Origin of the sequence: Rathayibacter tritici (assembly GCF_002932875.1) — a bacterium.
GTDB lineage: Bacteria > Actinomycetota > Actinomycetes > Actinomycetales > Microbacteriaceae > Rathayibacter > Rathayibacter tritici.
The window spans coordinates 1-22,400 of record NZ_PSWS01000041.1 but is presented as its reverse complement, the minus strand read 5'-3'; the positions used below and the strand labels follow the sequence as shown (position 1 = coordinate 22,400).

Genomic DNA, 22,400 nt, shown 5'->3' with positions numbered 1-22,400 from the left:
GGGCGGGACCGGGGGGATGGGCGGGACCGGGACGGAGCTGTGCGGGTCGTCGGAGCCGGGGCTGGGACGGGTGCTGTCGTCGCTCATGGCGCGAGTCTAGCCAGCGCCCGAGCGAGCGGCGGGGGACGTTCGCCGGATCAGGCGGGCAGGTAGCCGCCGTCGCGCAAGTCGCCGACGAAGGCGGTCCAGGCGATCGACGCGATCACAGCGAGGATGAGCGCGAGGTAGCCGAGCACGAAGCCGGCGACGGCCAGGCCTCTGCCCCGCTGGCCGGAGCGCCCGGCCTGGGCGAAACCGACGTGACCCAGCACGATCGCAGCCGGGGCCAGGCCCAGGAGAGCACAGACCAGCGCAGCGATCGCCAGCGCGTTCATCGGCGGCCGGTGGGACGGGAGTCCCGGGTAGGGGTCGGCGGCAGCCGGTGGCGGCGGGGAGGCCGCCGACGGCTCGCCGAGAGGAGGCGGGAACGGCGCGGGCGGCGGTGTGGGCGCGGTGTCGTCGGTCACGGTGTCCTCCTGGCGGTGCTGGTGCCCCCGGGGCCGGTCGATCAGTACCCGGTGGCGGGAATCGTCGCCGCGATCGAGAAGAACACGACGAACGCGATGATGGAGATGATGATGGCGGCGAAGCCAATGATGACGGCAGCGAGAGCGAGGCCACGCCCCTTCTCCCCGGTGCGCTTGATCTGCGACAGGGCGATGAAGCCCAGCACGATACCGACGAGGGAGACGAAGAACGAGGCGATGAAGCCGACGACCGCCAGGATGTTGTAGCGATCGGACGCGGGCGTGTACGGAGTGGTCATGGGATCCCCCAGGGTCAGGAATGAGCGGACGCGGCCCAGAGTGGCAGTGGTGTGCTCCGCCTGTCAAAACGCTGGGACGTCGCTTGCGTAGGTGGGTCACCGCTCAGGCGTGCTCTCAGCGGACCTGGATCTCGGTCACCGGAAGGGTCGAGTCGGCACCGAAGCCGAGCCCCGATGGCGGATGGCCTGCCTCGATCAACTGCGCCGCCAGGGCAGCGATCATCGCTCCGTTGTCGGTGCAGAGCGAGAGCGCCGGGATCCGCAGGGTCACTCCCGCCGCCGCGCAGCGCTCCTCCGCCAGCGCCCGGACCCGCGCGTTGGCGACGACGCCACCGCCGAGCAGGAGGCGCGGCACGCCCCGGTCGCGGCACACGGCGAGCGCCTTCGTGAGCAGGACGTCCGCGACCGCCTCGCGGAAACTCGCCGCGACGTCGGCCACGGGCACCTCCTCCCCCGCGTCCTGGCGCTTCTCGACCCAGCGGGCGACCGCCGTCTTGAGCCCGGAGAACGAGAAGTCGTAGCGATGACGCTCCAGATCCTTCGGCAGGCTGAGCCCGCGGGGGAAGCGGATGGCCCTCGGGTCACCACCGGCCGCGACCCGGTCGATCTGCGGACCGCCCGGGTAGGGCAGGCCAAGCACGCGCGCCACCTTGTCGAAGGCCTCGCCCGCCGCATCGTCGATGGTCTCGCCGAGGAGCTCGACGTCCGAAACCAGATCGCGCACGTGCAGGAGCGAGGTGTGCCCGCCCGAGACCAGCAGCGCGATCGTGGGCACCTCGACCGGGCTGCCCTCGCTCCCATCGGCGCGGAGCACGTCGGCTCCAACATGACCGACGAGATGATTCACCGCGTAGAGCGGCAGACCGAGCGAGACGGCGAGCGCCTTCGCGGCTCCGACGCCGACCATCAGGGCGCCCGAGAGGCCCGGTCCGCTGGTGACCGCGATCGCGTCGAGGTCGGTGAGCGCGACCCCGGCCTCGGCGAGCGCGGCGTGCAGCGCGGGCTCGAGCGCCTCCAGGTGCGCGCGGGCGGCGACCTCCGGCACGACGCCGCCGTAGCGGGCGTGCTCTTCCATCGAGGAGGCGATCGTGTTGGCGAGCAGGGTTGTGCCGCGGACGATGCCGATGCCGGTCTCGTCGCAGCTGGTCTCGATCCCGAGGACGAGGGGTCCGGTGCTCACAGGGTCTCCTGGGTGACGGCGAGGGGCAGGCGCATCACGATCGCGTCCACTCCGTCGGGCTGGTAGTAACCCGGGCGGACGCCGATCTCCTCGAAGGCCTCCGAGCGGTAGAGGGTCTGAGCGGCGGGGTTGTCGGCCCGGACCTCGAGGAAGACCTCGCGGGCACCGCGCTCGCGGGCCGCGTCGAGCAGCGCACGGAGCAGGCGGCGGCCGAGCCCGGTGCGGCGCACGGAGGCGATGACCGCGATGGTCTGCACGTCGCCCTCGTGGGCGCCGACGGGGCAGAGGAGCCCGGCGTAGCCGACCACCTCGCCGTCGCGCTCGGCGACCAGGTACCGCGTGTGGCGGCTCCGGATCTCCTCCGCCATCATCCCGCGCGACCAGGCGTCGCCGGTGAATTCCGACTCCTCGATCGCCATGACGGCGTCGAGGTCGTCCGCCTGCGCTTCGCGGAGTACGGCCTCGCTCATGCGCTCACCCGCTTGGGGCCAGCCGACAGCGTGACGTCCGGCGAGCGGAGGTAGAGGGGCTCGTCGGCGGCGCCGGTGCGGCCTGCCGCGCGCAGCCGAGCGGCGACGACTCCGAGTTCGGCGGCCGAGACCGACTCGGCCTCCAGGCGCGGAAGCTCCGGATGCGGGAGGGCGGGCGGCTTGTCCAACCCGGGACCGGCGAGGCGGACGGGGAGGCCCTGCTCGTCGAGACCGTCGTAGGCACTCCAGTACAGCTCGCGGCGGCGGGCATCGGTCACGACGAGGAACCCGGCGGCGCGACCCTCCCTCAGCGCGGCGAGCGCGATCGCATCGTGCGAGACCACGGGGAGGGTGGGCACACCACGGCCGAGCGCGAAGGCGCGGGCGGCGGCGATCCCGACCCGGAGGCCGGTGAAAGGGCCCGGACCCATGCCGACCGCGACAGCATCGATCTCGCCCGGCGCGACTCCGGCCGCCTCGAGCGCCTCCTGGATCAGGCGGCCGATGACCTCGGCGTGACGCATCGTGTCGACTTCGGTGCGCTCGGAGCGCACCTGGCCCGCGGCGTCGACGACGGCGACGGAGGTTCCGGAGGAGGTGTCGATCGCGAGGAGCACGCGTCCAGGGTACCCGCGGGCTCAGCTCCAGCCGGTGCCGCGGAAGCGGACGGTGCGCGGCTCCACCGGCTCCTCGCCCTCCTCGCCCTCCTCAACCTCTTCGGCGTCGGAGCCTGCGGTCGGCCGCTCGATGACCACGTCGAGCCACGACTCCGCGACGCCGTCGAGCATCCCGGCACCCCACTCCACCACGACGACCGAGTGCGCCAGGTCGAGATCGAGGTCGTCGAGCTCGACCGGCGAGCCGACGCGGTAGGCGTCGACGTGCACGAGCGGCGGCCCGCCGTGCAGCGATGGGTGGGTGCGGGCGATCACGAAGGTGGGGCTGGTCACCGGCCCGCGCACGCCCAGGCCCTCGCCCAGTCCCCGGGTGAACGTGGTCTTGCCCGCCCCGAGCGGACCTGTCAGCACCAGCAGATCGCCGGCGCGCAGCACCCGGCCGAGCTCCCGGCCGAGCTCCGCCATTGCCTCCGGATCCGCGACCTGGACGGTCCGGTCCGCAAACCGAGTGCGCTCAGGCACGGCCGTCCGCCGCGGGCAGCAGCCGCCGCTGGACACGCGGCCCGAGCCGGGTGACCAGCTCGTAGTTGATGGTGCCGCACCAGCGCGCCCACTCGTCGACCGAGGGGACACCGGTGCTCGGGTCGCCCCAGAGCGTCACCGGGTCGCCCGACGCGACCGACGCGTCGCCCACGTCGACGACGAACTGGTCCATCGCCACGCGCCCCGCGATTCGGTGGCGGCGGCCGCCGATCGCGACCTCGGCCACGCCGGAGGCACTCCGCGGGATGCCGTCGGCGTAACCGAACGGCACAAGCGCGAGCGTCGTCTCGCCCTCAGTACGCCAGGTGTAGTCGTAGCTGACACCGGTCCCGTGAGGCACGCGGCGGACGCCTGCGATCCGGCCCTGCAGTGTCATCGCCGGGACGAGCCCGAGCTGGAGGGAGGTCTCGTCCTCGAACGGCGAGAGCCCGTAGAGCCCGATGCCGGTGCGCACCATGTCAAGCCGCAGCTCCGGGATCCGCAGTGCCGCCGCGGTCGCCGCGAGATGGACGACCGGCGCCTGCACGCCGTGCGCGTCGAGGAGCGCTTCGGCGCGACGAAGCAGCACGAGCTGCGCGAGGTCGTCCTCGCGGGAGGAGTTCGAGAGGTGCGAGAACAGCCCGGTGAGGTGCAGGGTGCCGCGCGCGCTGTAGCGGGCGAGCGCGTCCGCCAGCCGCGGCCACTCCTGCTCCGGAGCGCCGTTGCGGCTGAGGCCGGTGTCGACCTTGAGCTGCACGGCGGCGCGCACACCGCGGTCCTCGGCGGCCTGCGCGAGGGCGTCGAGCTGATCCACGGAGGAGACGGCGACGTCGATCGAGTGCTCGAGCGCCGCGTCGAAGTCCTCGCCGGGGTCGTGCAGCCAGCAGAGCAGCGGAGCGACGATGCCGGCCTCGCGCAGGGCGACGGCCTCGCGCAGCTCCGCGGTGCCCAGCGCATCCGCTCCTCCGTCGAGCGCCGCCTGCGCCGCCGCGACGGCGCCGTGCCCGTAGCCGTTCGCCTTGACCACCGCCATCAGGCGACGGGCGCCGGAGACCTGGCGCAGGCGTGCGGCGTTGGCGGCCATCGCGTCGACGTCGATCAGCGCCTCGCGGTACGACAGCGGCGTCCTCATGAATCGGCCACCCTCACGACTCGGCCACCACGAACGCGCATGCCACGCCCGCGTCGTGTGTCATCGAGAGGTGCAGCCGGGTGATCCCGCGCGCATCGGCGGCCGCGCGGGCCGGGCCGTGCAGAGCGAAGGAGGGATTACCGTGCTCGTCGCGCTCGATGACCATGTCGTGCCAGCGCGCGCCCGCGGAGTCGCCGAGCGCCTTGATCAGCGCCTCCTTCGCGGCGAAGCGGCCGGCCAACGACGCGACGGGGAGCGGGCGTTCGCTCTCGGCGAACAAGCGATCGCGGAGGCGGGGCGTGCGCGCCAACGAGCGCTCAAAGCGCGCAAGGTCCACGACGTCCACTCCGATCCCCACGATCACAGCGCGATCACTCGACCGTGACCGATTTGGCGAGGTTGCGCGGCTGGTCGACGTCGAGCCCCTTAGCACTCGCGAGCTCCATCGCGAACATCTGCAGCGGAGTGACGGCGAGCAGCGGCTCGAACAGCGGGTCGGCGAGCGGGATCGGCACGACCTCGTCGGCGATCTGGATCGCGGCTGTGTCGCCCTGCTCCGCGATCGCGATGACGCGGGCGCCGCGAGCCTTGATCTCCTGGATGTTCGAGATCACCTTGCGCTGCAGCTCATACGACTCGCTCGGGCTCGGCACGATCACAAAGACGACCTGGCCCGGCTCGATCAGCGCGATCGGCCCGTGCTTGAGCTCGCCCGCCGCGAAGCCCTCGGCGTGGATGTAAGCGAGCTCCTTGAGCTTCAGCGCACCCTCGAGCGCCACCGGGTAGCCGACGTGGCGGCCGAGGAACAGCACCGCGCGGGTGTCGGCCATCCAGCCGGCCAGCTGGGCGATGTCGTCGGAGGCGTCGAGCACCCGGGACAGCTTCTCCGGGATCGCCGCGAGCTGGGCCGCCTGCGAGGCGACGAGCTCGGCGGAGGCGGCACCGCGCACAGTGGCGAGGTGCAGTCCGAAGAGGTAGAGCGCCGCGATCTGGGCGACGAAGGCCTTGGTCGACGCGACCGCCACCTCCGGACCCGCGTGCGTGTAGAGCACCGCGTCCGACTCGCGCGGGATCGTCGCGCCCTGGGTGTTGCAGACCGAGAGAGTCTTCGCTCCGTGCTCACGGGCGTACTTGACCGCCATCAGCGTGTCCATCGTCTCGCCGGACTGGCTGATCGAGATGACGAGGGTGCGCGGGGAGAGCACCGGGTCGCGGTAGCGGAACTCGTGACTGAGCTCGACCTCGACGGGGACGCGGGCCCACTTCTCGATCGCGTACTTCGCCACCATGCCGGAGTAGGCGGCCGTCCCGCAGGCGATGACGGTAATGCGGTCGATCTCGGTGAGTACCGGGTCGAGCGCCTCCAGCTCGGGCAGCGTGATCGCGCCGTCATGGATGCGCCCTCGGAGCGTGTTCGCGACGGCCTCGGGGCCCTCGGTGATCTCCTTGGCCATGAAGCTCGACCAGCCGCCCTTCTCGGACGCGGAGGCGTCCCAGGCGATCTCGAACGGCTCGGTCTCGACCGAGTTGCCGAAGAAGTCGGTCACCGTGACGAGCTCGGGGGTGATGGTGACGATCTGGTCCTGCCCGATCGCGACCGCGCGACGGGTGAACTCGACGAAGGCAGCGACGTCCGAGCCGAGGAAGTTCTCGCCGTCGCCCAGGCCGATCACGAGCGGAGAGTTGCGCCGCGCGCCGACGACGACGCCGGGCTGGTCTCTGTGGAGGGCGAGCAGCGTGAACGCGCCCTCCAGGTGCGCGACCACGGCCTGGAACGCGAGGACGAGGTCACCGGTGCGGCGGTATTCGCGGGCGATCAGGTGGGCGGCGACCTCCGTGTCGGTCTCGCTCTCGAAGACCGCGCCCTCGGCGAGCAGCTCCTCCTTGAGCGGCTGGAAGTTCTCGATGATGCCGTTGTGGATGACGGCCAGCTTGCCCTCGTCCGCGAGGTGCGGATGCGCGTTGTGGTCGGTCGGACCGCCGTGCGTCGCCCAGCGGGTGTGACCGATGCCCGTGGTGCCCTCGGCCAGGGGGTGCGCCTCGAGGTCATCGACCAGGACGCTGAGTTTGCCCGAGCGTTTGCGGCTGTCAAGCCGTCCGTCGGCGTCGATCACGGCCACGCCGGCCGAGTCGTAGCCGCGGTACTCCAGACGCTTCAAGCCCCCGAGCAGCACGGCCAGGCTGTCGCGCTCACCGACGTATCCAACGATTCCACACATGGGCTCGATTCTAAGCGGGGCGGAGGCGCCTCCCGCGGTGTCCGGCGCGCGGCGGGGCGGACGCTAGGGTAGGTCCTCATGCCGTCGTCTCCTCGCGATCCCGCACACGACGCGCACCCCTCCCCCTTCGTCGAGATCGTCCGCTCGGACTGGGCCGAGCTCGCCCGCAGCACCGAGCTGCCGCTCACCGAGACCGAGGTCGTGCAGCTGCGGGGGCTGGGCGACCGGTTGAGCCTCGCGGAGGTCGCCGAGGTCTACCTGCCGCTCTCCCGCCTCCTCACCCTCTACGCCGGAGGGGCTCGTCAGCTGCATCGCGCGACGAGCACATTTCTCGGGGAGCGCGCGCGGCCGACTCCGTTCGTGATCGGCGTCGCCGGCTCGGTCGCCGTCGGCAAGTCGACGATCGCGCGCCTGCTGCGCGAGCTGCTCGCCCGCTGGGAGGACACGCCGCGCGTCGAGCTGGTGACCACCGACGGCTTCCTCCTCCCCAACCGCGAACTCGAGCGCCGAGGCCTGATGAGCCGCAAGGGCTTCCCGGAGTCGTACGACCGGCGGGCGCTGCTGCGCTTCGTCTCGGAGGTGAAGGGCGGCGCGGCGGAGGTGCGCGCGCCGTTTTACTCGCACCTCTTTTACGACATCGTCCCCGACGCCGAGATCGTCGTGCGGCGCCCCGATGTGCTGATCGTCGAAGGTTTGAACGTGCTGCAGCCGCCCGCGCCGGGTCATGGGCTCGCGGTGAGCGATCTGTTCGACTTCACCGTCTACGTCGACGCCCGCACCAGCGACATCGCGCGCTGGTACGAGGAGCGCTTCCTCACCCTGCAGCAGGGTGCCTTCGCGAATCCGAACTCCTACTTCCACCGCTACGCGGCGCTGACCCCCGACGAGGCGCGGGAGCGGGCTCGGAGCATCTGGACCGCGATCAACGAGCCGAACCTGGTGCAGAACGTGCGCCCGACCCGCTCCCGCGCGAGCCTCGTCCTGCGCAAGCAGGCGGACCACACCGTCTCCTCCGTCCTCCTCCGCAAAATCTGACCCGCCCCCAGTGCGCGACCTGTTCGGCTCGCAGAATCACCGTCGGCTCGTCGGATTACCCGTATTTCGCGAGCCGAACCCGTTTCAACGAGCCGAAGGTCTCGTATCCCGGGACGCGGGCCGCAGAATGGCGGGCGGGCCGGCGTTCTAGACAGCGGAACGCAGCTGCGTGAGGACGACCGCCGCGAGCGACTCCGCGAGGCGGTCCGCCGTCTCCTGGGTCTTCGCCTCGACCATCACGCGCACCATCCGCTCGGTGCCGGAGGGGCGCAGCAGCACCCGTCCATCGCTGCCCAGCTCGGTCTCGGCGTCGGCCACGGCGGAGGCGATGACCGCGTCGTCCCGGACGCCCTCGCGATCCACTCCGCGCACGTTGATCAGCGTCTGCGGGAAGACGGCCATCACGGCCGCGAGGTCGGCGATCGTGCGTCCGGTCCGGGCCATCTCGGCCGCGAGCTGAAGCCCGGTGAGCACTCCGTCGCCGGTAGTGGCGTAGCGGCTCATGATGACGTGGCCGGACTGCTCTCCACCGAGCGAATATCCGCCGTCGTTCATCGCTTCGAGCACGTAGCGGTCGCCGACCGCGGTGTCGATGACGCGGATGCCGGCGTCGCGCATGGCGAGCTTCAAGCCGAGGTTGCTCATCACCGTGGCGACGAGGACATTGTCGCGGAGCGCGTCGCGCCGGGCCAGGGCGGTCGCGAGGATCGCCATGATCTGGTCGCCGTCGACGATGCGGCCCTGGGCGTCCACCGCGAGGCAGCGATCGGCGTCGCCGTCGTGCGCGATGCCGAGATCGGCGCCAGCCCCGCGGACGGCGTCGGCGACGGTGTCGAGGTGGGTGGAGCCCACTCCGTCGTTGATGTTGAGGCCGTCGGGGTCGTTGCCGATCACCGTGACGGTGGCGCCGGCGTCCGTGAACACCTGCGGCGAGATGCCGGCGGCAGCGCCGTGTGCGCAGTCGATGACGACGTGCAGGCCGTCCAGCCGGGTGCCCTCGAGGGAGCCGAGCAGGTGGAGGACGTAGCGGTCCTCGGCGTCGGAGAAGCGGGTGATGCGGCCGACGTCGGCTCCGGTCGGAGTGAGCGGGGGGACACCGAGCGCCGCCTCGATGCGGTTCTCGAGCTCGTCCGGGAGCTTGCGTCCGCCGGCGGCGAAGAACTTGATGCCGTTGTCCGCGGCGGGGTTGTGCGACGCCGAGATCATCACGCCGAAGTCGGCGTTCTCGTCGGCAATGAGGTAGGCGGTGGCGGGCGTCGGGATGACGCCGGCGTCGAGCACGTCGACACCCGCGCTCGCGAGACCCGCCGCGACCGCGGCTCCGATGAAGTGGCCGGAGATGCGGGGGTCGCGGGCGAGCACGGCGACGGGTCGACGGCCCTCGGCCCGGGCGGCCGCACCGAGTACACGGGCGGCCGCCTGGGCGAGGCCGAGAGCCAGGTCGGCCGTGACCTCGCGATTCGCAAGGCCACGGACGCCATCTGTTCCGAACAGGCGCGGCATGGTGCGCAGTCCCTTCTCGAGCTGCTGGTCGTGCGGCCCGGGGGCCGCGGCGACTAGCGCTTCGAGAACTGGGACGCCTTGCGGGCCTTCTTGAGACCGGCCTTCTTGCGCTCGATGACGCGGGCGTCGCGGGTCAGGAAGCCCGCCTTCTTCAGGGTCGCGCGGTTGTTCTCGCGGTCGATCTCGTTCAGCGCACGGGCGATGGCAAGACGGAGGGCGCCGGCCTGGCCGGAGGGGCCACCGCCGGTGATCTTGGCGACCACATCGTAGGAGCCGACGAGGTCGAGCACCGTGAAGGGGTCAGTGATCAGCTGCTGGTGCAGCTTGTTGGGGAAGTACTCCGCGAATTCGCGGGCATTGACGGTCATGCCGCCGTTGCCGGGAACGAGACGCACGCGGGCGATGGCCTGCTTGCGTCGGCCCACGGCTGCGCCGGAGACGTTGAGGACGGCGCGGGGCGTCGTGGACGCCTCGGTGGCCGGGCTTTCGGTGGAGTAGCTCTCGGGAGCCACGTCGATCTGGTCTGCGATCTTCGCCACGGTGTAGGTGATCCTTTGTCTTCGAAGTCTGGGATGTCGGGGAGGGCCGGAGCCTACTGGGCGACCTGGTTGAAGGCGTACGCGTGCGGCTGCTGGGCCGCGTGGGGGTGCTCGGGGCCCGTGTAGACCTTCAGCTTGCGCAGCTGGGCGCGGCCGAGGGAGTTCTTGGGGAGCATGCCGCGGATGGCCTTCTCGACGGCGCGAACCGGGTTCTTCTCGAGGAGCTCGGCGTAGGTGGTGGCCGAGAGGCCGCCCGGGTAGCCGGAGTGGCGGTAGGCCTTCTTCTGCAGGAGCTTCTGGCCCGTGAGGGCGACCTTCTCCGCGTTGACGATGATGACGAAGTCACCCATGTCCATGTGGGGCGCAAAGGTGGCCTTGTGCTTGCCGCGCAGAAGCGCAGCGGCGTGAGTGGCGAGACGGCCGAGCACGACGTCGGACGCGTCGATGACGATCCAGTCGTGCTGGACGTCAGCCGGCTTCGGAGAAAAAGTGCGAGTCACGTGAGTGCTGCTTTCTGGTCGGAGTGAGGTGTTCGTGAATCCCGCTCCGTGGCCGTTCGCCCCGCGAGGGGGCGAACCGAACCGGTGGAGGGCTCAACTTCGGGCGCTCGGTACATGGCCGAAAACACCAAGGGTCGACATTACAGCAAAGCCTCTGTCCGGCCAAGCACGGATCCGGCGGGCGGCCGGTGCGATGACCACCGGGTCAGCCGATAGCCGCGAGCGCCGACTCCGCGAGCCCCACCAGCGACGCCTGGTCGCCGACGAACGAGCGGAGGGTGACCAGGCGCGTGCCCTCGAGCACGACCACCGTCGCGGCCGGGTCCGTCGACGCATCTCCCGCCCGGTACAGCGCCTGGTCGCCGAGGTCGACCGGCTCGGTGGCACCCGCCTGCTCCTGTTCCACCAGAGAAGCGGCCGTGGCTCCGGAGGACGAACTCAGGGTCAGCGCGGTGGAGTTGCCCGCTATTGTCCACGCGCAGGATCCGGTCAGGGCGGAGTCGGTCACGAAGCCCGGCGGCAGCTCGAGCGCTGCGGTGATCGTGTCCAGCGGCAGGACCGCGGCGCAGTCGAGTGCCTCGTCGACGAGAACGGGAGCGGTCGGCGTCACGGCGGGCTCGGCAGCGGGATCGGTCGTCGACGTCTGCTCCGCAGCGGTCGGTGTGGGAATGTCCACCTGCGCGTCGCGCGGGACGTCGATCGTGGTGGATGAACAGCCCGCGAGCAGGAGCACCACCGCGGCGACGGCCAGCGGCCTCGAGCGTCGACGAACAGCCGTGCGCCACTGGATCATTCCGTGTCCTCCCTGTCGGGTCCCTCGGTCTGCACGGTGCGCTTGGCTCGTGTGAGTCGAGCGCGATCGGCCAGCGAGGCGTCCTCAGGGTAGTCGACCTCGCGCAGGATGAGGCCCCGGGCCGGCATCACGGCGAACGCGTTGGTCCGCCGGGCCGCGTCGCGCACCAGCGGCACCGCTCCCCCGTCGAGCTTCCCGGCGCCCACAGCGACGCAGGCACCCACCAGGGCCCGCACCATGCTGTGACAGAAGGCATCGGCGCGCAGGTGCGCGTGCAGGACGCCGTCGGCGTCGCGTTCCCAGCTGAAGTCGAGCAGGCTCCGGATCGTGGTAGCGCCCTCCCTCGCGCGGCAGAAGGAGGCGTAGTCGTGCAGGCCCAGGAGCGAGTGCGCCGCGGCCGCCATCGCATCCAGATCGAGAGAGTCGGTGATCCAGGTCGTGTAGCCGCGCTCGAGCGGATGGCGCATCGAGGTAGCGTCGGCCAGGCGATACTCATAGCGGCGCCACCGCGCCGAGAACCGCGCGTCGAACCCATCCGGCGCCTCGGTCACCCGGTGCACCGAGACGTCGGTGTACTGGCCCAGGATCCCGCGGAGGCGCCGCTCCAGGATCGACGCGGGTGGGAGCGGCTGCTCCCCGGGCCTTCGCCGTCCGCCGCTGATGCGGCCCCACTGCTCGGGAGTGAGGTCGACGTGGGCGACCTGGGCACTGGCGTGCACCCCGACGTCGGTGCGCCCCGCGACGGTCACGGTCGGGCGCTCCTCGGAGCGCAGCACCAGCGCGAGCGACTCCTCGAGCACCCCCTGCACAGTGCGCAGGCCGGGCTGCTTGGCCCAGCCGGAGAACTGCGAGCCGTCGTAGGCCAGGTCGAGGCGGACGCGGTGGAGCATCAAATGAGTCTAGGGCGAGGCCGGGAAACGGCTCAGGCGACGGCGAGCGGCACGCCGACGCTCGCCAGAGCCGAGACCGCCCAGTCGACCAGCGTCGCCTGCTCACCGACGGAGGAAACGATCCGCAGCTCCCAGCCACCGGCGAGCACGGCCAGCTCGGACGGAGCGGGCGCGAGGCCCGGCAGCCAGTAGGCGGCCGTTCCGAGGGAGACGGGAACGGCGCCGGCCGCCTCGCCCGCTCCCGTGAACGTCTCCAGGAGCGGACCGCGGTGCAGGGTCAGCACGACGGCGGAGTCGTTGCCGGCCAGGGCGTAGGAGCAGGTGTCGCCCGCGGCGGCGAGCACCACGGAACCCGCAGGCAGGCCGGTGTCCTGCTCGATGGCCGTCGCGGCGAGAGCACCTGCGCAGTCCACGTCCTGCTCCGCCGTCGCCGGCGCGGAGGTCGCGGGCGGGACGTTCGTCGCGCTCGCGCTGACCGCCGAGTCGGGGATGTCGATCACGGCGCCGGACGCGCATCCGCTGACGTCGGCTGCGAGGGCCAGGGCCAGAATCGCCGCGGCGGCCGACGAACGCAGTCGCACAGAAGTCCTCCAAGGGTCGTCGGGGCGGACGCCGGAAACGCCGGCCGTAGCGCCGCCGTGCTCGACGAGCACGGCCGTGCCATCGTAGACGACGATTCGCGCCACTCCGCCCGCCCGGGAACGACGCGAGCCCTCCGTCCTGGCGAGGACGGAGGGCTCGCGACGGCGAACGTGACTACTTGGACGTGCCGGTCTCCTCGACCGGGGCGACCTCGGCGGGAGCGTCCTGCACGGGCGCCTCCTCGACGGTGGTCTCCTCGGCGGTGGTCTCCTCGGCGGTGGCCTCCTCGACGGGCGCCTCATCCACCGGAGCGGACACGGGCGCCGTGGTGGTGCGCGACTTCTTCGCCTTGGGGGTGACGGGCTCGAGGACGAGCTCGATCACGGCCATCGGCGCGTTGTCGCCCTTGCGGGGCCCGATCTTGGTGATGCGGGTGTACCCGCCCTCGCGCTCGGCAACGAGCGGAGCGATCTCGGTGAAGAGCTCGTGGACGACGGACTTGTCGCCGATGGTCGCGAGAACGCGACGGCGGGCGTGCAGGTCGCCGCGCTTGGCGAAGGTGACCAGGCGCTCGGCGAGCGGACGCAGGCGCTTGGCCTTCGTCTCGGTCGTCTTGATGCTCTTGTGCGTGAACAGGGCCGCGGCCAGGTTCGCGAGGAGCAGACGCTCGTGTGCGGGACCGCCTCCGAGGCGGGGGCCCTTGGTGGGCTTGGGCATGGGTTTACTCCAGTACTAAAGGGGTGTCAGCAGGTCGGACGCGAGGAGCCGGAGGCTCCGGGGCGGAGGACCTAGATGCTCTCGTCGTCGTAGCTGTAGAAGTGGGCGCCGTCGAACCCGGGGACCGAGTCCTTGAGCGACAGGCCGAGCTCCGTCAGCTTCTCCTTGACCTCATCCACCGACTTCTGACCGAAGTTGCGGATGTTCATGAGCTGCGTCTCCGAGAGGGCGACGAGCTCATTGACGTTGTTGATGCCCTCGCGCTTGAGGCAGTTGTAGCTGCGCACCGAGAGGTCGAGGTCCTCGATGGGCATCGACAGCTCAGTCGAAAGGACCGCGTCGACCGGCGCGGGGCCGATCTCGATGCCCTCGGCCGCGTTGTTCAGCTCGCGGGCGAGACCGAACAGCTCGGTCAGCGTGCGACCGGCGGAGGCGATGGCGTCGCGCGGCGAGATCGCCGGCTTCGTCTCCACGTCGACGACCAGGCGATCGAAGTCGGTGCGCTCGCCGGCGCGGGTGGCCTCGACACGGTAGGTGACCTTCAGCACGGGCGAGTAGATCGAGTCGACCGGGATCTGGCCGGCCTCGGAGAACTCGCTACGGTTCTGAGTCGCTGAGACGTAGCCCCGGCCGCGCTCGATCGTGAGCTCCAGCTCGAACTTCGCCTTGTCGTTCAACGTGGCGATGACGAGTTCCGGGTTGTGGATCTCGACACCGGCCGGAGCCGAGATGTCCGCGGCGGTGACCTGGCCGGCGCCCTGCTTGCGCAGGTAGGCGGTGATCGGCTCGTCGTGCTCGGAGGAAACGACGAGTCCCTTGATATTCAGGATGATCTCGGTGACGTCCTCGCGGACGCCCGGGACGGTCGTGAACTCGTGCAGGACTCCGTCGATCCGGATGCTGGTGACAGCGGCGCCGGGGATGGAGGACAGCAGGGTGCGACGCATCGAGTTGCCGAGCGTGTAGCCGAAGCCGGGCTCGAGGGGCTCGATGACGAAGCGGGAACGGAACTCCGAGATGTTCTCCTCGGTGAGCGTCGGACGCTGTGCGATAAGCACTGATGATTCCTTTCGATCACGTGTCCGCTATATGACACGTGCGTTTGCGAGGTGTGGAGTTGTGAAAGAAATGCGGGATCCGCCGGCCGACCCCACTCGCCGCCCGGAGGCGGTCCGTGCGGCCGACCGACGGCTGCGAGTGCTGCTTAGACGCGACGACGCTTCGGGGGGCGGCAGCCGTTATGCGCCTGCGGGGTGACGTCGTTGATCGACCCGACCTCGAGGCCTGCGGCCTGGAGCGAGCGGATCGCGGTCTCACGACCCGAGCCCGGGCCCTTCACGAAGACGTCCACCTTCTTCATGCCGTGCTCCTGAGCCTGGCGCGCGGCCGACTCGGCGGCGAGCTGAGCCGCGAACGGCGTCGACTTGCGCGAGCCCTTGAAGCCGACTCCACCGGACGAGGCCCAGCTGATGACCGCCCCGGAGGGGTCGGTGATCGAGACGATGGTGTTGTTGAACGTCGACTTGATGTGGGCCTGGCCCACAGCGATGTTCTTCTTCTCCTTGCGGCGCGGCTTGCGCGCGGCCGACTTGGGGGTAGCCAATTCTGTATCTCCTCTAGGTCCGTGTCGCCCGCGTTACTTGCGGCCGGCCTTCTTCTTGCCGGCGACGGTGCGCTTGGGTCCCTTGCGGGTGCGCGCGTTCGTCTTGGTGCGCTGTCCACGGACCGGGAGGCCGCGACGGTGGCGCAGGCCCTCGTACGAGCCGATCTCGACCTTGCGGCGGATGTCGGCGGCGACCTCGCGGCGGAGGTCTCCCTCCACCTTGTAGTTGCCCTCGATGTAGTCGCGGAGCGAGACGAGCTGGTCGTCGCTGAGGTCCTTGACGCGGATGTTGCCGTCGATCCCGGTGTCGCTCAGGGTCTTCAGCGCGCGAGTGCGGCCGACACCGTAGATGTAGGTCAGTGCGACCTCCACGCGCTTCTCGCGCGGGATGTCTACTCCTGCCAGACGTGCCATTGTGGCTTCTCCTGTGAGTGAGTGGAGGTGTGAAGCAGCACCGGTGCCTCGGCCTCCGACCGAAGGTGTCCTCGCCGTCCACCCCGGCCGAGCCGGGGTGCTGCGCGATTTCTGGTGCTGCAGGTGTATTCAGTTGTGCAGTGGGGGCGGCGTACCGCCCCTCCGCTCCCTCGCGGAAGCAGCGGGGTTAGCCCTGGCGCTGCTTGTGGCGGGGGTTGCTGCTGCAGATGACCATCACGTTGCCGTGGCGGCGGATGATCTTGCAGTGATCGCAGATGCGCTTGACGCTGGGGTTGACCTTCATTGTTTCTGTCCTTGATATCGCTGGCGTCGTGCTCCCGGTGGATACCGGGGCCGTTCCTTACAGGACACGCACGTCGCGAACGTCAGCGGAGCGAACGCCTACTTGTACCGGTAGACGATCCTGCCGCGGGTCAGGTCGTAAGGGCTCAGCTCCACGATCACGCGGTCCTCGGGGAGGATCCGGATGTAGTGCTGACGCATCTTGCCCGAGATGTGGGCGAGAACTTTGTGTCCGTTGGTCAGCTCCACGCGGAACATCGCGTTGGGGAGCGCCTCGACAACCGCACCTTCGATTTCGATGACACCGTCTTTTTTGGCCATAGCCTCACTGTCGTTCGGAAGTAGTGTGTGTACTGGTCGTGCGAATGTTTCCGCGACGATCCACCACCGGGCGAGAGCCCGGATCGGGGTCCGCGGGCATGCCGAAGCACGCGCAAAACACCAAGGGTCGATACTACGCGAATCCCCGCCGCTCCGCCACCTCGGGCGTGTCGCGCCGCTCCTGCGCAGACGCCGACACTTCGCCAGGGCGCGCCTCCACGCGCCCCCCGTCCGCGCCGACGCCGCGCCCGTGCCGAGCGACGCCTGCGCCGCCGCCTAGGCTGTCTCCGTCGAGCCGGAGGGAGAGCACATGGCGCGCACGACGAGGTCCACAACCGGGAACCGGCGCTGGTACTCGCACCCAGTGGTGACGATCCTGGCCGCGATCGTGCTGATCGCGCTGGTGCAGACCTTCCTCGTGAAGGTCTACACGGTGCCGACCGGCTCGATGGAGAACACTCTCCAGGGCGGCGGCTTCTTCGGCGACCGCATCCTGGTCGACCGCACCCTCGCACTCCAGGGCGGTCCGCAGGAGGGGCAGATCGTCGTGTTCTCCCGCGACGCCGAGTGGGGAGCGAGCGACGAGGCCGGCAGCCCCCTCTCCGAGGTCGTGAAAACCTTCGGCGATGTCACCAGCATCGGCCCCTCGCACGAGGAGTTCCTCGTGAAGCGGCTGATCGCCGAGGGAGGCCACACGGTCTCCTGCTGTGACGCCGAAGGCCACGTGCTGGTCGACGGGAAGCCGCTCGACGAGTCCTACGTCTTCGAGGATTTTCCTTTCGCTCCCGGCACCCTCGACTGCACGACGAGCCCGGCGTCGCAGCGCTGCTTCACCGAGTACACCGTCCCCGAGGGCTCATTGTTCGTCCTCGGTGATCACCGCTCCAACTCGAACGACTCGCTGGGGGCCTGCCGCACGTCGCTCGGCCCCATCGACTCCTGCGTGAAGACGGTGCCGATCGACCGGGTTGCCGGACGCGTCTTCGCCGTTGCCTGGCCGCTCACCCGCTGGCATCTCTTCTAGGTGACGTTCCTCGTCAGATGAGGCCTAGAGAGGAGGCCTCACTCAGCGGAGGAGGCCTCACTCAGCGGTCGGGCACGGAGTTGTGGCAGTGGTGAGCGCAGGAGGTCTCCGCCGCACCGGCGACCTCCTGCGCTCGTCGGTCGGTTCAGCCCCGCACGACCGCGACGACCTGCTCGAAGAGCGGGTGCTCCGCAGCAAGTCCCGTGACGTCGGCGACGAACTCCTCCGGCGAGAGCGCGGCCAGCTTCTCGTGCAGCTCCACGCTCTGCGGGTCCTCCGGCACGTCGAACCGCAGCGCTGCGCCGATCGCCGTCAACAGTCCGTGAGGGACCCGCCCGCGCTCCGCGAGTTCGGCGGCAGGCCCGATGAAACGCTCGTGCCGCGAGAGCTTCCGCAGCGGCTGGCGCCCCACCCGGTCGACGGTGTCGGTCAGGTAAGGGTTCGCGAAGCGCTTCAGGGTCTTCTCGAGGTAGGCCTGCTGCTCCTCGTCACTGAAGCCGTGCTTCGCCACGATCAGCGCCTTCGTGTCCTCGAGCGCCGCTTTCACCGCGTCGTGCACCTCCGGCAGAGCGAGCGCGTCAGAGAGCTTGTGCGCCCCCGCCGCGAAGCCGACGTAGGCGGCCGTCGCGTGCCCGGTGTTGACCGTGAAGAGCTTGCGCTCGATGAAGGGCTCCAGGTCGTCGACATAGGTCGCGCCCGGCAGCTCCGGCTCAGCACCCTCGAACGGCGTGCGGTCGATGACCCACTCGAAGAAGCTCTCGACCGTCACGTCCAGGCCCTGACCCGCATCCTGGTTCGGCACGATCCGGTCGACTGCCGTGTCGGCGAAGACGGCACGGGTGCGCAAGCGCTCCCACTCGTCGGCGCCGAGGTTCGCGGCGACCTCGGTCTGGAGCAGGCGGGTCGCGTTGATCGCGTTCTCGCACGCCATCACGGCGACGCGCGGCGCCGACTCGTCCCGCGCAGCGAGGCCCTTCGCGATCACGGGAGCGACGAAGCGGAGGATGTTCGGGCCGACGGCGGTCGTGACGATGTCGGCGGCCGCGATCTCGCGGATAAGCGCCTCCTCCTCGGCGGCCGAGTCGATGGCGCGGAAGCGGTCGACGACGTGGGTGGCTGCCTCCTCCCCCACCTCGTGCACCTCGTAGCTGTCGGCAGCAGCGAGGCGCCCGATCAGCTCCGAGTTGACGTCGGCGAAGGCGATCTCGTAGCCGGCGCCGTGCAGGATCAGGCCGACGAAACCGCGCCCGATGTTGCCTGCACCGAAGTGGATAGCGGTGGGCATCAGGAGTTGACCTCGCCGAGCAGGCTGTAGAGCGACTGCGCGTCGGGGGCATCGAGGAGCTTCTGCACCTCGTCCTCCCCCGAGAAGATGATCGCGATCTTGGAGAGGATCTCGAGGTGCTCGTTGTCGACGCCGGCGATGCCGACGACGAAGCGCACCTCGTTGCCGTCCCAGTCGATCGGCTGCGCATAGCGCACGAACGAGAGGGCGGAGGAGCGGATTTCGTCCTTCGCATCGTTGGTGCCGTGCGGGATGGCGAGCAGGTTGCCCATGTAGGTGGAGACGGTCGCCTCGCGGGCGAGCATGGCCTCGTAGTAGGCGGGGGTGACGGCGCCGACGCCGACCAGCATGTCGGCGGCTTCCTTGATGGCGGCCTCCTTCGTGGTTGCGGTGCCGGAGGCGTCGATCTGTCCGATGGTGAGCACGTCGCTCATGGGGTGCGTCCTTCCGTGGAGGTGCTGACAGCGAGGGAACCCGCAGGGGCGAGCGGAGCGTATCCGCTCTGTCGCACCCTACGGGCTCCCTCCGAGTTGGTGGCGTACTACTTGCCGTGCTGCTCCGCGACCAGCGAGACGACCTCGTCGTACTTCGGGCTGTTCATGAAGTTGTCGACGGAGACGTGGATCGCGCCCGGGGTGCGCTGGCGGGCGCGCTCCGTGAGCTCGGCCTGAGTGATGACCAGGTCCACGTCGTCCTCGAGAGCGGCGATCGCCTTGTTGGTGACCGTGACGTCCTCGTAGCCCGCCTTCTTCATTTTGTTCCGCAGCACGGAGGCACCCATCGCGGAGGAGCCCATTCCGGCGTCGCAGGCGAAAACGATGCTGCGGACCTGGGTCGCAGTGGCCGTGGCCCCCGCGGTCGAGGCGCCGGAGGAGTCCTGCGGGGCGTTCGCGCCGCGAGCGTTGATGAGCGAGCCGACGGCGCTCTCCTTGCCCTTGTTGGCCTCGTTCGCGGCGACCGCGGCGGCGAGCTTGTCGTCGCCCTCCTCCTCCGCGGTGAGGTCGCGCTTGCGGCCGGCCCGGATGATGACCGAGGCCACCAGGAAGGACACGGCGGTCGCGAGAATCACCGAGAGGATCACGCCGAGGAAGCTGTCGTTCGCAGTCTGCAACAGCACCGCGATGATCGAGCCGGGCGAGGCGGGGGCGCGCAGGCCGGAGTTGAACGCGACGTTCGTCGCGACACCGGTGGCACCACCGAGGATGACCGCCGCGAGCAGGGCCGGCTTCATCAGCACGTACGGGAAGTAGATCTCGTGGATGCCGCCGATGAAGTGGATGATCGCTGCGCCGGGAGCCGAGGCGCGTGCGGCGCCCACACCGAAGAACGCGAAGGCCAGGAGCACGCCCATGCCGGGGCCGGGGTTGGCCTCGAGGAGGAAGAGGTAGGACTTGCCCGCCTCCTCAGCCTGCTGCACACCGAGCGGGGTGAGAATGCCGTGGTTGATGGCGTTGTTGAGGAAGAGGATCTTCGCCGGCTCGATGAAGAGCGAGGTCAGCGGGAGCAGGCCCGCGTTGACCAAGAACTCCACGCCCGCTCCGAGCGCGGTCGAGAGGCCGACGACGAGCGGAGCGACGCCTGCGAAGGCGAGCAGCGCGAGGATCAGGCCGAGGATTCCGGCGGAGAAGTTGTTGACCAGCATCTCGAAGCCGGGCTTGATCTTGCCGTCCCAGATCGAGTCGACCTTCTTCATCAGCCACGCCGACAGCGGGCCCATGATCATGGCGCCGATGAACATCGGGATGCCGGCGCCGACGATGACGCCCATGGTCGCGATCGTGCCGACCACGCCTCCGCGGGCGCCGTACACCATCCGGCCACCGGTGTTCGCGATGAGCAGCGGAAGGAGGTAGGTGATCATCGGGGCGACGAGGCCGGTGTTGACCACGTCGGGGTCTGTGCTCCAGCCGCCGAACTGCTGGACCCAGGTGGCGTCGATACCGAGCAGCGGGAGCCATCCGGTCTGGATGAAGAGGGCCGTGATGAAGCCCCAGGCGATGAAGGCCGCGATGTTCGGCATGACCATTCCCGAGAGGAAGGTGCCGAAGCGCTGGACGTGGACGCGCGCTCCACCGCGCGTCGACGTCGCTGACGTCGTTGTCATGTGGTGTTTCTCCGATTTCTAGGGGTGGGCGACCGGGACGCTCCTGAGGCGGCCCGGCTCCCGAATGGCGGGGTGGTGCAGGGGGGTGGGTCTGGTGATCCGCGGTCAGGAAGCGGCGATCGCCTCGGTGACCGCGGAGCGGGCGTCGGCGGCGCTGTCGGCCGCGAGAGCGAGCTCCGCGTACCGTTTCGCGTCGTCGAAGGTGTGCTCGGCCAGCTCAGCGCGGACGTCGGCGAGGGCCGACGGCGACATCGAGAGGGTCGTCGCGCCGAGGCCGACGAGGACCACAGCGAGCAGCGGGTCGGCGGCGGCCTCGCCGCAGATTCCGACGGGCTTGCCCAGTGCCGCTCCCGCGCGGCCGACTTCTCCGACGAGGCGGAGGACGGCCGGGTGCCACGGGTCCTGGAACGCCGAGACCGTGCCGAGCATGCGGTCGGCGGCGAGCGTGTACTGCGTCAGGTCGTTGGTGCCGATCGAGGCGAAATCGGCGACTCCGAGGATCCGGTCGGCGAGCAGAGCGGAGGAGGGCACCTCCACCATCACGCCGGCGGTGCGGATGCCGAGTTCCCGCGCCATCGAGGTGAAGTAACGGGTCTCATCGACGGTCGCGACCATCGGCGCCATCACCCAGAGATCAGCATCGGTCGCGGCGTCGGCCTGAGCCAGCGCGGTGAGCTGGTCGCGGAGAATCTGCTCGCTAGCGCGCAGTGCGCGCAGTCCGCGGAGCCCGAGCGCCGGATTCTCCTCGTGGTCGTCGTTGAGGAAGCTGAGCGGTTTGTCGGCGCCCGCATCGAGGGCGCGGACGACCACTTTGCGACCCGGGAACGCCGCGAGCAGGCGCGTGTACTGCTCTGCCTGCTCAGCGACCGTCGGTGCCTGCTTCGCGTCGAGGAAGAGGAACTCGGTGCGGAAGAGGCCCACCCCTTCCGCTCCCAGCTCGACGGCGTTCTCGGCGCCGTCGGCCGAGCCGAGGTTCGCGAGCAGCGGCACGGCGTGGCCGTCCGCCAGCGCCCCCGGGACGACCGGGGCGGCGAGCATCTCGGCGCGCTCGGCAATCGAGGACTTCGCCGCGCCGATCTCGGCGTCGGAGGGGTTCACGGTCACGACGCCGGAGGTGGCGTCGAGGATGACGAGCTGGCCGTCGCGCAGGTCAAGAGCGCCGGTGGTGCCGACGATGGCGGTGATCGACTTCTCGCGGGCGAGGATCGCCGTGTGCGAGGTGGGGCCGCCGTCGCTGGTGATCAGGCCGAGCACCTTGTCCAGGTCGAGCAGGGCCGTGTCGGCCGGAGCGAGGTCGCGGGCGACGAGCACGAACGGCTCGTCGGACTCCGGAACACCGGGAGCGGCGACCCCGCGCAAGTGCGCGACGACGCGCTGCGAGACGTCGTCGAGATCGGTCGCGCGCTCGGCCATGTAGCCGCCCATCGCGACGAGCAGATCACGGAAACCGGCGAAGGCCTCGTGCACCGCGCGCTCCGCAGTCTTCCCGCCGGCGATCCGCGCCTTGACGTCGTCCGCGAGGGACGGGTCCTCGGCCATCAGCGCCTGGGCATCGAGCACATCCTTTGCCGAACCGCCGGCGCGCTCGCCGCGGTGCCGAATGGTCGCAGCGGTGGCGGAGAGCGAGGAGACGGCGCGTTCCTCCTCCTGCGCGACGCTGCGGGTGCTGGCGGTGTCCTCGGGCTCGGGAAGCGGCTCCGGCATGCGCAGGACCGGCCCGAGGGCCAACCCGCGCCCCACTCCGGTGCCCTGAAGTTTGGCAGAGGCGTAAGCGGTCTGAGGAGTGGACAGCGTCATGGGTGCTCGTTCCTGTCGTGCGGCGCTCGGGCGGGAGGAGGGGGT

27 protein-coding genes are annotated in these 22,400 nt (G+C 70.2%); 2 read left to right on the top strand and 25 right to left on the bottom strand.

All coding sequences use genetic code 11. From position 1 onward, the window contains the following. Positions 1 to 137: 137 nt before the first annotated feature. The 9 genes from C5D07_RS15950 to glmS form a co-directional block, all read right to left on the bottom strand. Complete coding sequence (locus C5D07_RS15950; RefSeq protein ID WP_068251564.1) at positions 138 to 506, bottom strand: DUF4190 domain-containing protein; 369 nt, start codon at positions 504 to 506, stop codon at positions 138 to 140. 41 nt (positions 507 to 547) lie between these two features. Next, a complete protein-coding gene (locus C5D07_RS06650; RefSeq protein ID WP_068251561.1) occupies positions 548 to 805 on the bottom strand; it encodes a DUF4190 domain-containing protein in 258 nt (85 codons plus the stop codon). A gap of 115 nt (positions 806 to 920) precedes the next feature. Next, positions 921 to 1,985: a tRNA (adenosine(37)-N6)-threonylcarbamoyltransferase complex transferase subunit TsaD gene (tsaD, locus tag C5D07_RS06645; protein ID WP_068251558.1), complete on the bottom strand. Its 1,065-nt coding sequence runs from the start codon at positions 1,983 to 1,985 to the stop codon at positions 921 to 923. Beyond that, positions 1,982 to 2,455: a ribosomal protein S18-alanine N-acetyltransferase gene (gene rimI, locus C5D07_RS06640; RefSeq protein ID WP_068251555.1), complete on the bottom strand. Its 474-nt coding sequence runs from the start codon at positions 2,453 to 2,455 to the stop codon at positions 1,982 to 1,984. Before rimI ends, tsaD begins: the two co-directional genes overlap by 4 nt. Continuing rightward, positions 2,452 to 3,072, bottom strand: a complete 621-nt coding sequence (tsaB, locus tag C5D07_RS06635; RefSeq protein ID WP_104258990.1) for a tRNA (adenosine(37)-N6)-threonylcarbamoyltransferase complex dimerization subunit type 1 TsaB — start codon at positions 3,070 to 3,072, stop codon at positions 2,452 to 2,454. Before tsaB ends, rimI begins: the two co-directional genes overlap by 4 nt. 21 nt (positions 3,073 to 3,093) lie before the next feature. Continuing rightward, positions 3,094 to 3,537, bottom strand: a complete 444-nt coding sequence (tsaE, locus tag C5D07_RS06630) for a tRNA (adenosine(37)-N6)-threonylcarbamoyltransferase complex ATPase subunit type 1 TsaE (protein WP_104258989.1) — start codon at positions 3,535 to 3,537, stop codon at positions 3,094 to 3,096. A gap of 49 nt (positions 3,538 to 3,586) precedes the next feature. Next, the gene (gene alr / locus C5D07_RS06625) at positions 3,587 to 4,726 is read right to left on the bottom strand and encodes an alanine racemase (RefSeq protein WP_068251547.1); all 1,140 of its coding nucleotides are present in this window, start codon (positions 4,724 to 4,726) and stop codon (positions 3,587 to 3,589) included. 13 nt (positions 4,727 to 4,739) lie between these two features. Beyond that, entirely contained in the window at positions 4,740 to 5,090 is a 351-nt protein-coding gene (locus C5D07_RS06620; protein WP_068251544.1) for a holo-ACP synthase, read from the bottom strand. 7 nt (positions 5,091 to 5,097) lie between these two features. Next, a complete protein-coding gene (gene glmS, locus C5D07_RS06615) occupies positions 5,098 to 6,945 on the bottom strand; it encodes a glutamine--fructose-6-phosphate transaminase (isomerizing) (protein ID WP_104258988.1) in 1,848 nt (615 codons plus the stop codon). A gap of 78 nt (positions 6,946 to 7,023) precedes the next feature. On the opposite strand from glmS, the gene coaA reads away from it, so the two are divergent. After that, a complete protein-coding gene (gene coaA / locus C5D07_RS06610; RefSeq protein WP_068251538.1) occupies positions 7,024 to 7,980 on the top strand; it encodes a type I pantothenate kinase in 957 nt (318 codons plus the stop codon). A 147-nt stretch (positions 7,981 to 8,127) separates the two neighbouring features. On the opposite strand, the gene glmM is transcribed toward coaA, so the two are convergent. From glmM to infA, 12 genes are all read right to left on the bottom strand, one after another. Beyond that, positions 8,128 to 9,483 carry a phosphoglucosamine mutase gene (glmM, locus tag C5D07_RS06605; RefSeq protein WP_068251535.1) on the bottom strand — a complete coding sequence of 452 codons (1,356 nt, stop codon included), beginning with the start codon at positions 9,481 to 9,483 and terminating at the stop codon, positions 8,128 to 8,130. Between the two features lie 53 nt (positions 9,484 to 9,536). Continuing rightward, positions 9,537 to 10,022 (bottom strand): 30S ribosomal protein S9, encoded by a 486-nt coding sequence (gene rpsI / locus C5D07_RS06600; RefSeq protein ID WP_068251532.1) that lies wholly within the window; start codon positions 10,020 to 10,022, stop codon positions 9,537 to 9,539. A gap of 53 nt (positions 10,023 to 10,075) precedes the next feature. Further along, entirely contained in the window at positions 10,076 to 10,522 is a 447-nt protein-coding gene (gene rplM, locus C5D07_RS06595; protein ID WP_104258987.1) for a 50S ribosomal protein L13, read from the bottom strand. 205 nt (positions 10,523 to 10,727) lie between these two features. After that, positions 10,728 to 11,315, bottom strand: coding sequence for a hypothetical protein (locus tag C5D07_RS06590; RefSeq protein ID WP_104258986.1), 588 nt, complete (start codon positions 11,313 to 11,315; stop codon positions 10,728 to 10,730). Beyond that, a complete protein-coding gene (locus tag C5D07_RS06585) occupies positions 11,312 to 12,205 on the bottom strand; it encodes a tRNA pseudouridine synthase A (protein WP_104258985.1) in 894 nt (297 codons plus the stop codon). The genes C5D07_RS06590 and C5D07_RS06585 overlap by 4 nt, the downstream gene beginning before the upstream one ends. A 32-nt stretch (positions 12,206 to 12,237) precedes the next feature. Continuing rightward, the gene (locus tag C5D07_RS06580; protein ID WP_146076783.1) at positions 12,238 to 12,786 is read right to left on the bottom strand and encodes a hypothetical protein; all 549 of its coding nucleotides are present in this window, start codon (positions 12,784 to 12,786) and stop codon (positions 12,238 to 12,240) included. Between the two features lie 175 nt (positions 12,787 to 12,961). Further along, on the bottom strand, positions 12,962 to 13,504 hold the full coding sequence (gene rplQ / locus C5D07_RS06575) for a 50S ribosomal protein L17 (protein WP_068251518.1): 543 nt from the start codon (positions 13,502 to 13,504) through the stop codon (positions 12,962 to 12,964). A 71-nt stretch (positions 13,505 to 13,575) separates the two neighbouring features. Continuing rightward, positions 13,576 to 14,562, bottom strand: a complete 987-nt coding sequence (locus C5D07_RS06570) for a DNA-directed RNA polymerase subunit alpha (RefSeq protein WP_068251515.1) — start codon at positions 14,560 to 14,562, stop codon at positions 13,576 to 13,578. Between the two features lie 146 nt (positions 14,563 to 14,708). Then, entirely contained in the window at positions 14,709 to 15,107 is a 399-nt protein-coding gene (gene rpsK, locus C5D07_RS06565; protein WP_055787170.1) for a 30S ribosomal protein S11, read from the bottom strand. 33 nt (positions 15,108 to 15,140) lie between these two features. Next, entirely contained in the window at positions 15,141 to 15,521 is a 381-nt protein-coding gene (gene rpsM / locus C5D07_RS06560) for a 30S ribosomal protein S13 (RefSeq protein ID WP_068251511.1), read from the bottom strand. 187 nt (positions 15,522 to 15,708) lie between these two features. After that, positions 15,709 to 15,825: a 50S ribosomal protein L36 gene (gene rpmJ / locus C5D07_RS06555; RefSeq protein ID WP_055787164.1), complete on the bottom strand. Its 117-nt coding sequence runs from the start codon at positions 15,823 to 15,825 to the stop codon at positions 15,709 to 15,711. Positions 15,826 to 15,923: 98 nt separating this feature from the next. Beyond that, the gene (gene infA, locus C5D07_RS06550; protein ID WP_022883252.1) at positions 15,924 to 16,145 is read right to left on the bottom strand and encodes a translation initiation factor IF-1; all 222 of its coding nucleotides are present in this window, start codon (positions 16,143 to 16,145) and stop codon (positions 15,924 to 15,926) included. A gap of 310 nt (positions 16,146 to 16,455) precedes the next feature. Here infA and lepB point away from each other — a divergent pair, with 310 nt between their 5' ends. Then, positions 16,456 to 17,169, top strand: coding sequence for a signal peptidase I (gene lepB / locus C5D07_RS06545; RefSeq protein ID WP_104258984.1), 714 nt, complete (start codon positions 16,456 to 16,458; stop codon positions 17,167 to 17,169). Between the two features lie 145 nt (positions 17,170 to 17,314). Here lepB and C5D07_RS06540 read toward each other — a convergent pair whose 3' ends face one another. From C5D07_RS06540 to ptsP, 4 genes are all read right to left on the bottom strand, one after another. Continuing rightward, positions 17,315 to 18,454: a mannitol-1-phosphate 5-dehydrogenase gene (locus tag C5D07_RS06540; RefSeq protein ID WP_104258983.1), complete on the bottom strand. Its 1,140-nt coding sequence runs from the start codon at positions 18,452 to 18,454 to the stop codon at positions 17,315 to 17,317. Further along, the gene (locus C5D07_RS06535) at positions 18,454 to 18,888 is read right to left on the bottom strand and encodes a PTS mannitol transporter subunit IIA (RefSeq protein WP_104258982.1); all 435 of its coding nucleotides are present in this window, start codon (positions 18,886 to 18,888) and stop codon (positions 18,454 to 18,456) included. The genes C5D07_RS06540 and C5D07_RS06535 overlap by 1 nt, the downstream gene beginning before the upstream one ends. A 107-nt stretch (positions 18,889 to 18,995) precedes the next feature. Further along, positions 18,996 to 20,558 (bottom strand): PTS mannitol transporter subunit IIBC, encoded by a 1,563-nt coding sequence (locus tag C5D07_RS06530; protein WP_068251500.1) that lies wholly within the window; start codon positions 20,556 to 20,558, stop codon positions 18,996 to 18,998. A gap of 105 nt (positions 20,559 to 20,663) precedes the next feature. Further along, positions 20,664 to 22,262, bottom strand: coding sequence for a phosphoenolpyruvate--protein phosphotransferase (gene ptsP, locus C5D07_RS06525; RefSeq protein ID WP_068256936.1), 1,599 nt, complete (start codon positions 22,260 to 22,262; stop codon positions 20,664 to 20,666). Positions 22,263 to 22,400 lie beyond the last annotated feature (138 nt).

Bases quoted from the DNA above. Each gene is read 5' to 3' on its own strand.
- tsaE (WP_104258989.1), bottom strand. From the start codon at position 3,537: ATGGCGGAGCTCGGCCGGGAGCTCGGCCGGGTGCTGCGCGCCGGCGAT.
- rpsM (WP_068251511.1), bottom strand. From the start codon at position 15,521: ATGGCACGTCTGGCAGGAGTAGACATCCCGCGCGAGAAGCGCGTGGAG.
- C5D07_RS06590 (WP_104258986.1), bottom strand. From the start codon at position 11,315: ATGATCCAGTGGCGCACGGCTGTTCGTCGACGCTCGAGGCCGCTGGCC.
- C5D07_RS06530 (WP_068251500.1), bottom strand. From the start codon at position 20,558: ATGACAACGACGTCAGCGACGTCGACGCGCGGTGGAGCGCGCGTCCAC.
- lepB (WP_104258984.1), top strand. From the start codon at position 16,456: ATGGCGCGCACGACGAGGTCCACAACCGGGAACCGGCGCTGGTACTCG.
- C5D07_RS06540 (WP_104258983.1), bottom strand. From the start codon at position 18,454: ATGCCCACCGCTATCCACTTCGGTGCAGGCAACATCGGGCGCGGTTTC.
- C5D07_RS06650 (WP_068251561.1), bottom strand. From the start codon at position 805: ATGACCACTCCGTACACGCCCGCGTCCGATCGCTACAACATCCTGGCG.
- rpmJ (WP_055787164.1), bottom strand. From the start codon at position 15,825: ATGAAGGTCAACCCCAGCGTCAAGCGCATCTGCGATCACTGCAAGATC.
- C5D07_RS06535 (WP_104258982.1), bottom strand. From the start codon at position 18,888: ATGAGCGACGTGCTCACCATCGGACAGATCGACGCCTCCGGCACCGCA.
- glmS (WP_104258988.1), bottom strand. From the start codon at position 6,945: ATGTGTGGAATCGTTGGATACGTCGGTGAGCGCGACAGCCTGGCCGTG.
- rimI (WP_068251555.1), bottom strand. From the start codon at position 2,455: ATGAGCGAGGCCGTACTCCGCGAAGCGCAGGCGGACGACCTCGACGCC.
- rplQ (WP_068251518.1), bottom strand. From the start codon at position 13,504: ATGCCCAAGCCCACCAAGGGCCCCCGCCTCGGAGGCGGTCCCGCACAC.
- glmM (WP_068251535.1), bottom strand. From the start codon at position 9,483: ATGCCGCGCCTGTTCGGAACAGATGGCGTCCGTGGCCTTGCGAATCGC.
- alr (WP_068251547.1), bottom strand. From the start codon at position 4,726: ATGAGGACGCCGCTGTCGTACCGCGAGGCGCTGATCGACGTCGACGCG.
- ptsP (WP_068256936.1), bottom strand. From the start codon at position 22,262: ATGCCGGAGCCGCTTCCCGAGCCCGAGGACACCGCCAGCACCCGCAGC.
- infA (WP_022883252.1), bottom strand. From the start codon at position 16,145: ATGGCCAAAAAAGACGGTGTCATCGAAATCGAAGGTGCGGTTGTCGAG.
- coaA (WP_068251538.1), top strand. From the start codon at position 7,024: ATGCCGTCGTCTCCTCGCGATCCCGCACACGACGCGCACCCCTCCCCC.
- C5D07_RS06585 (WP_104258985.1), bottom strand. From the start codon at position 12,205: ATGCTCCACCGCGTCCGCCTCGACCTGGCCTACGACGGCTCGCAGTTC.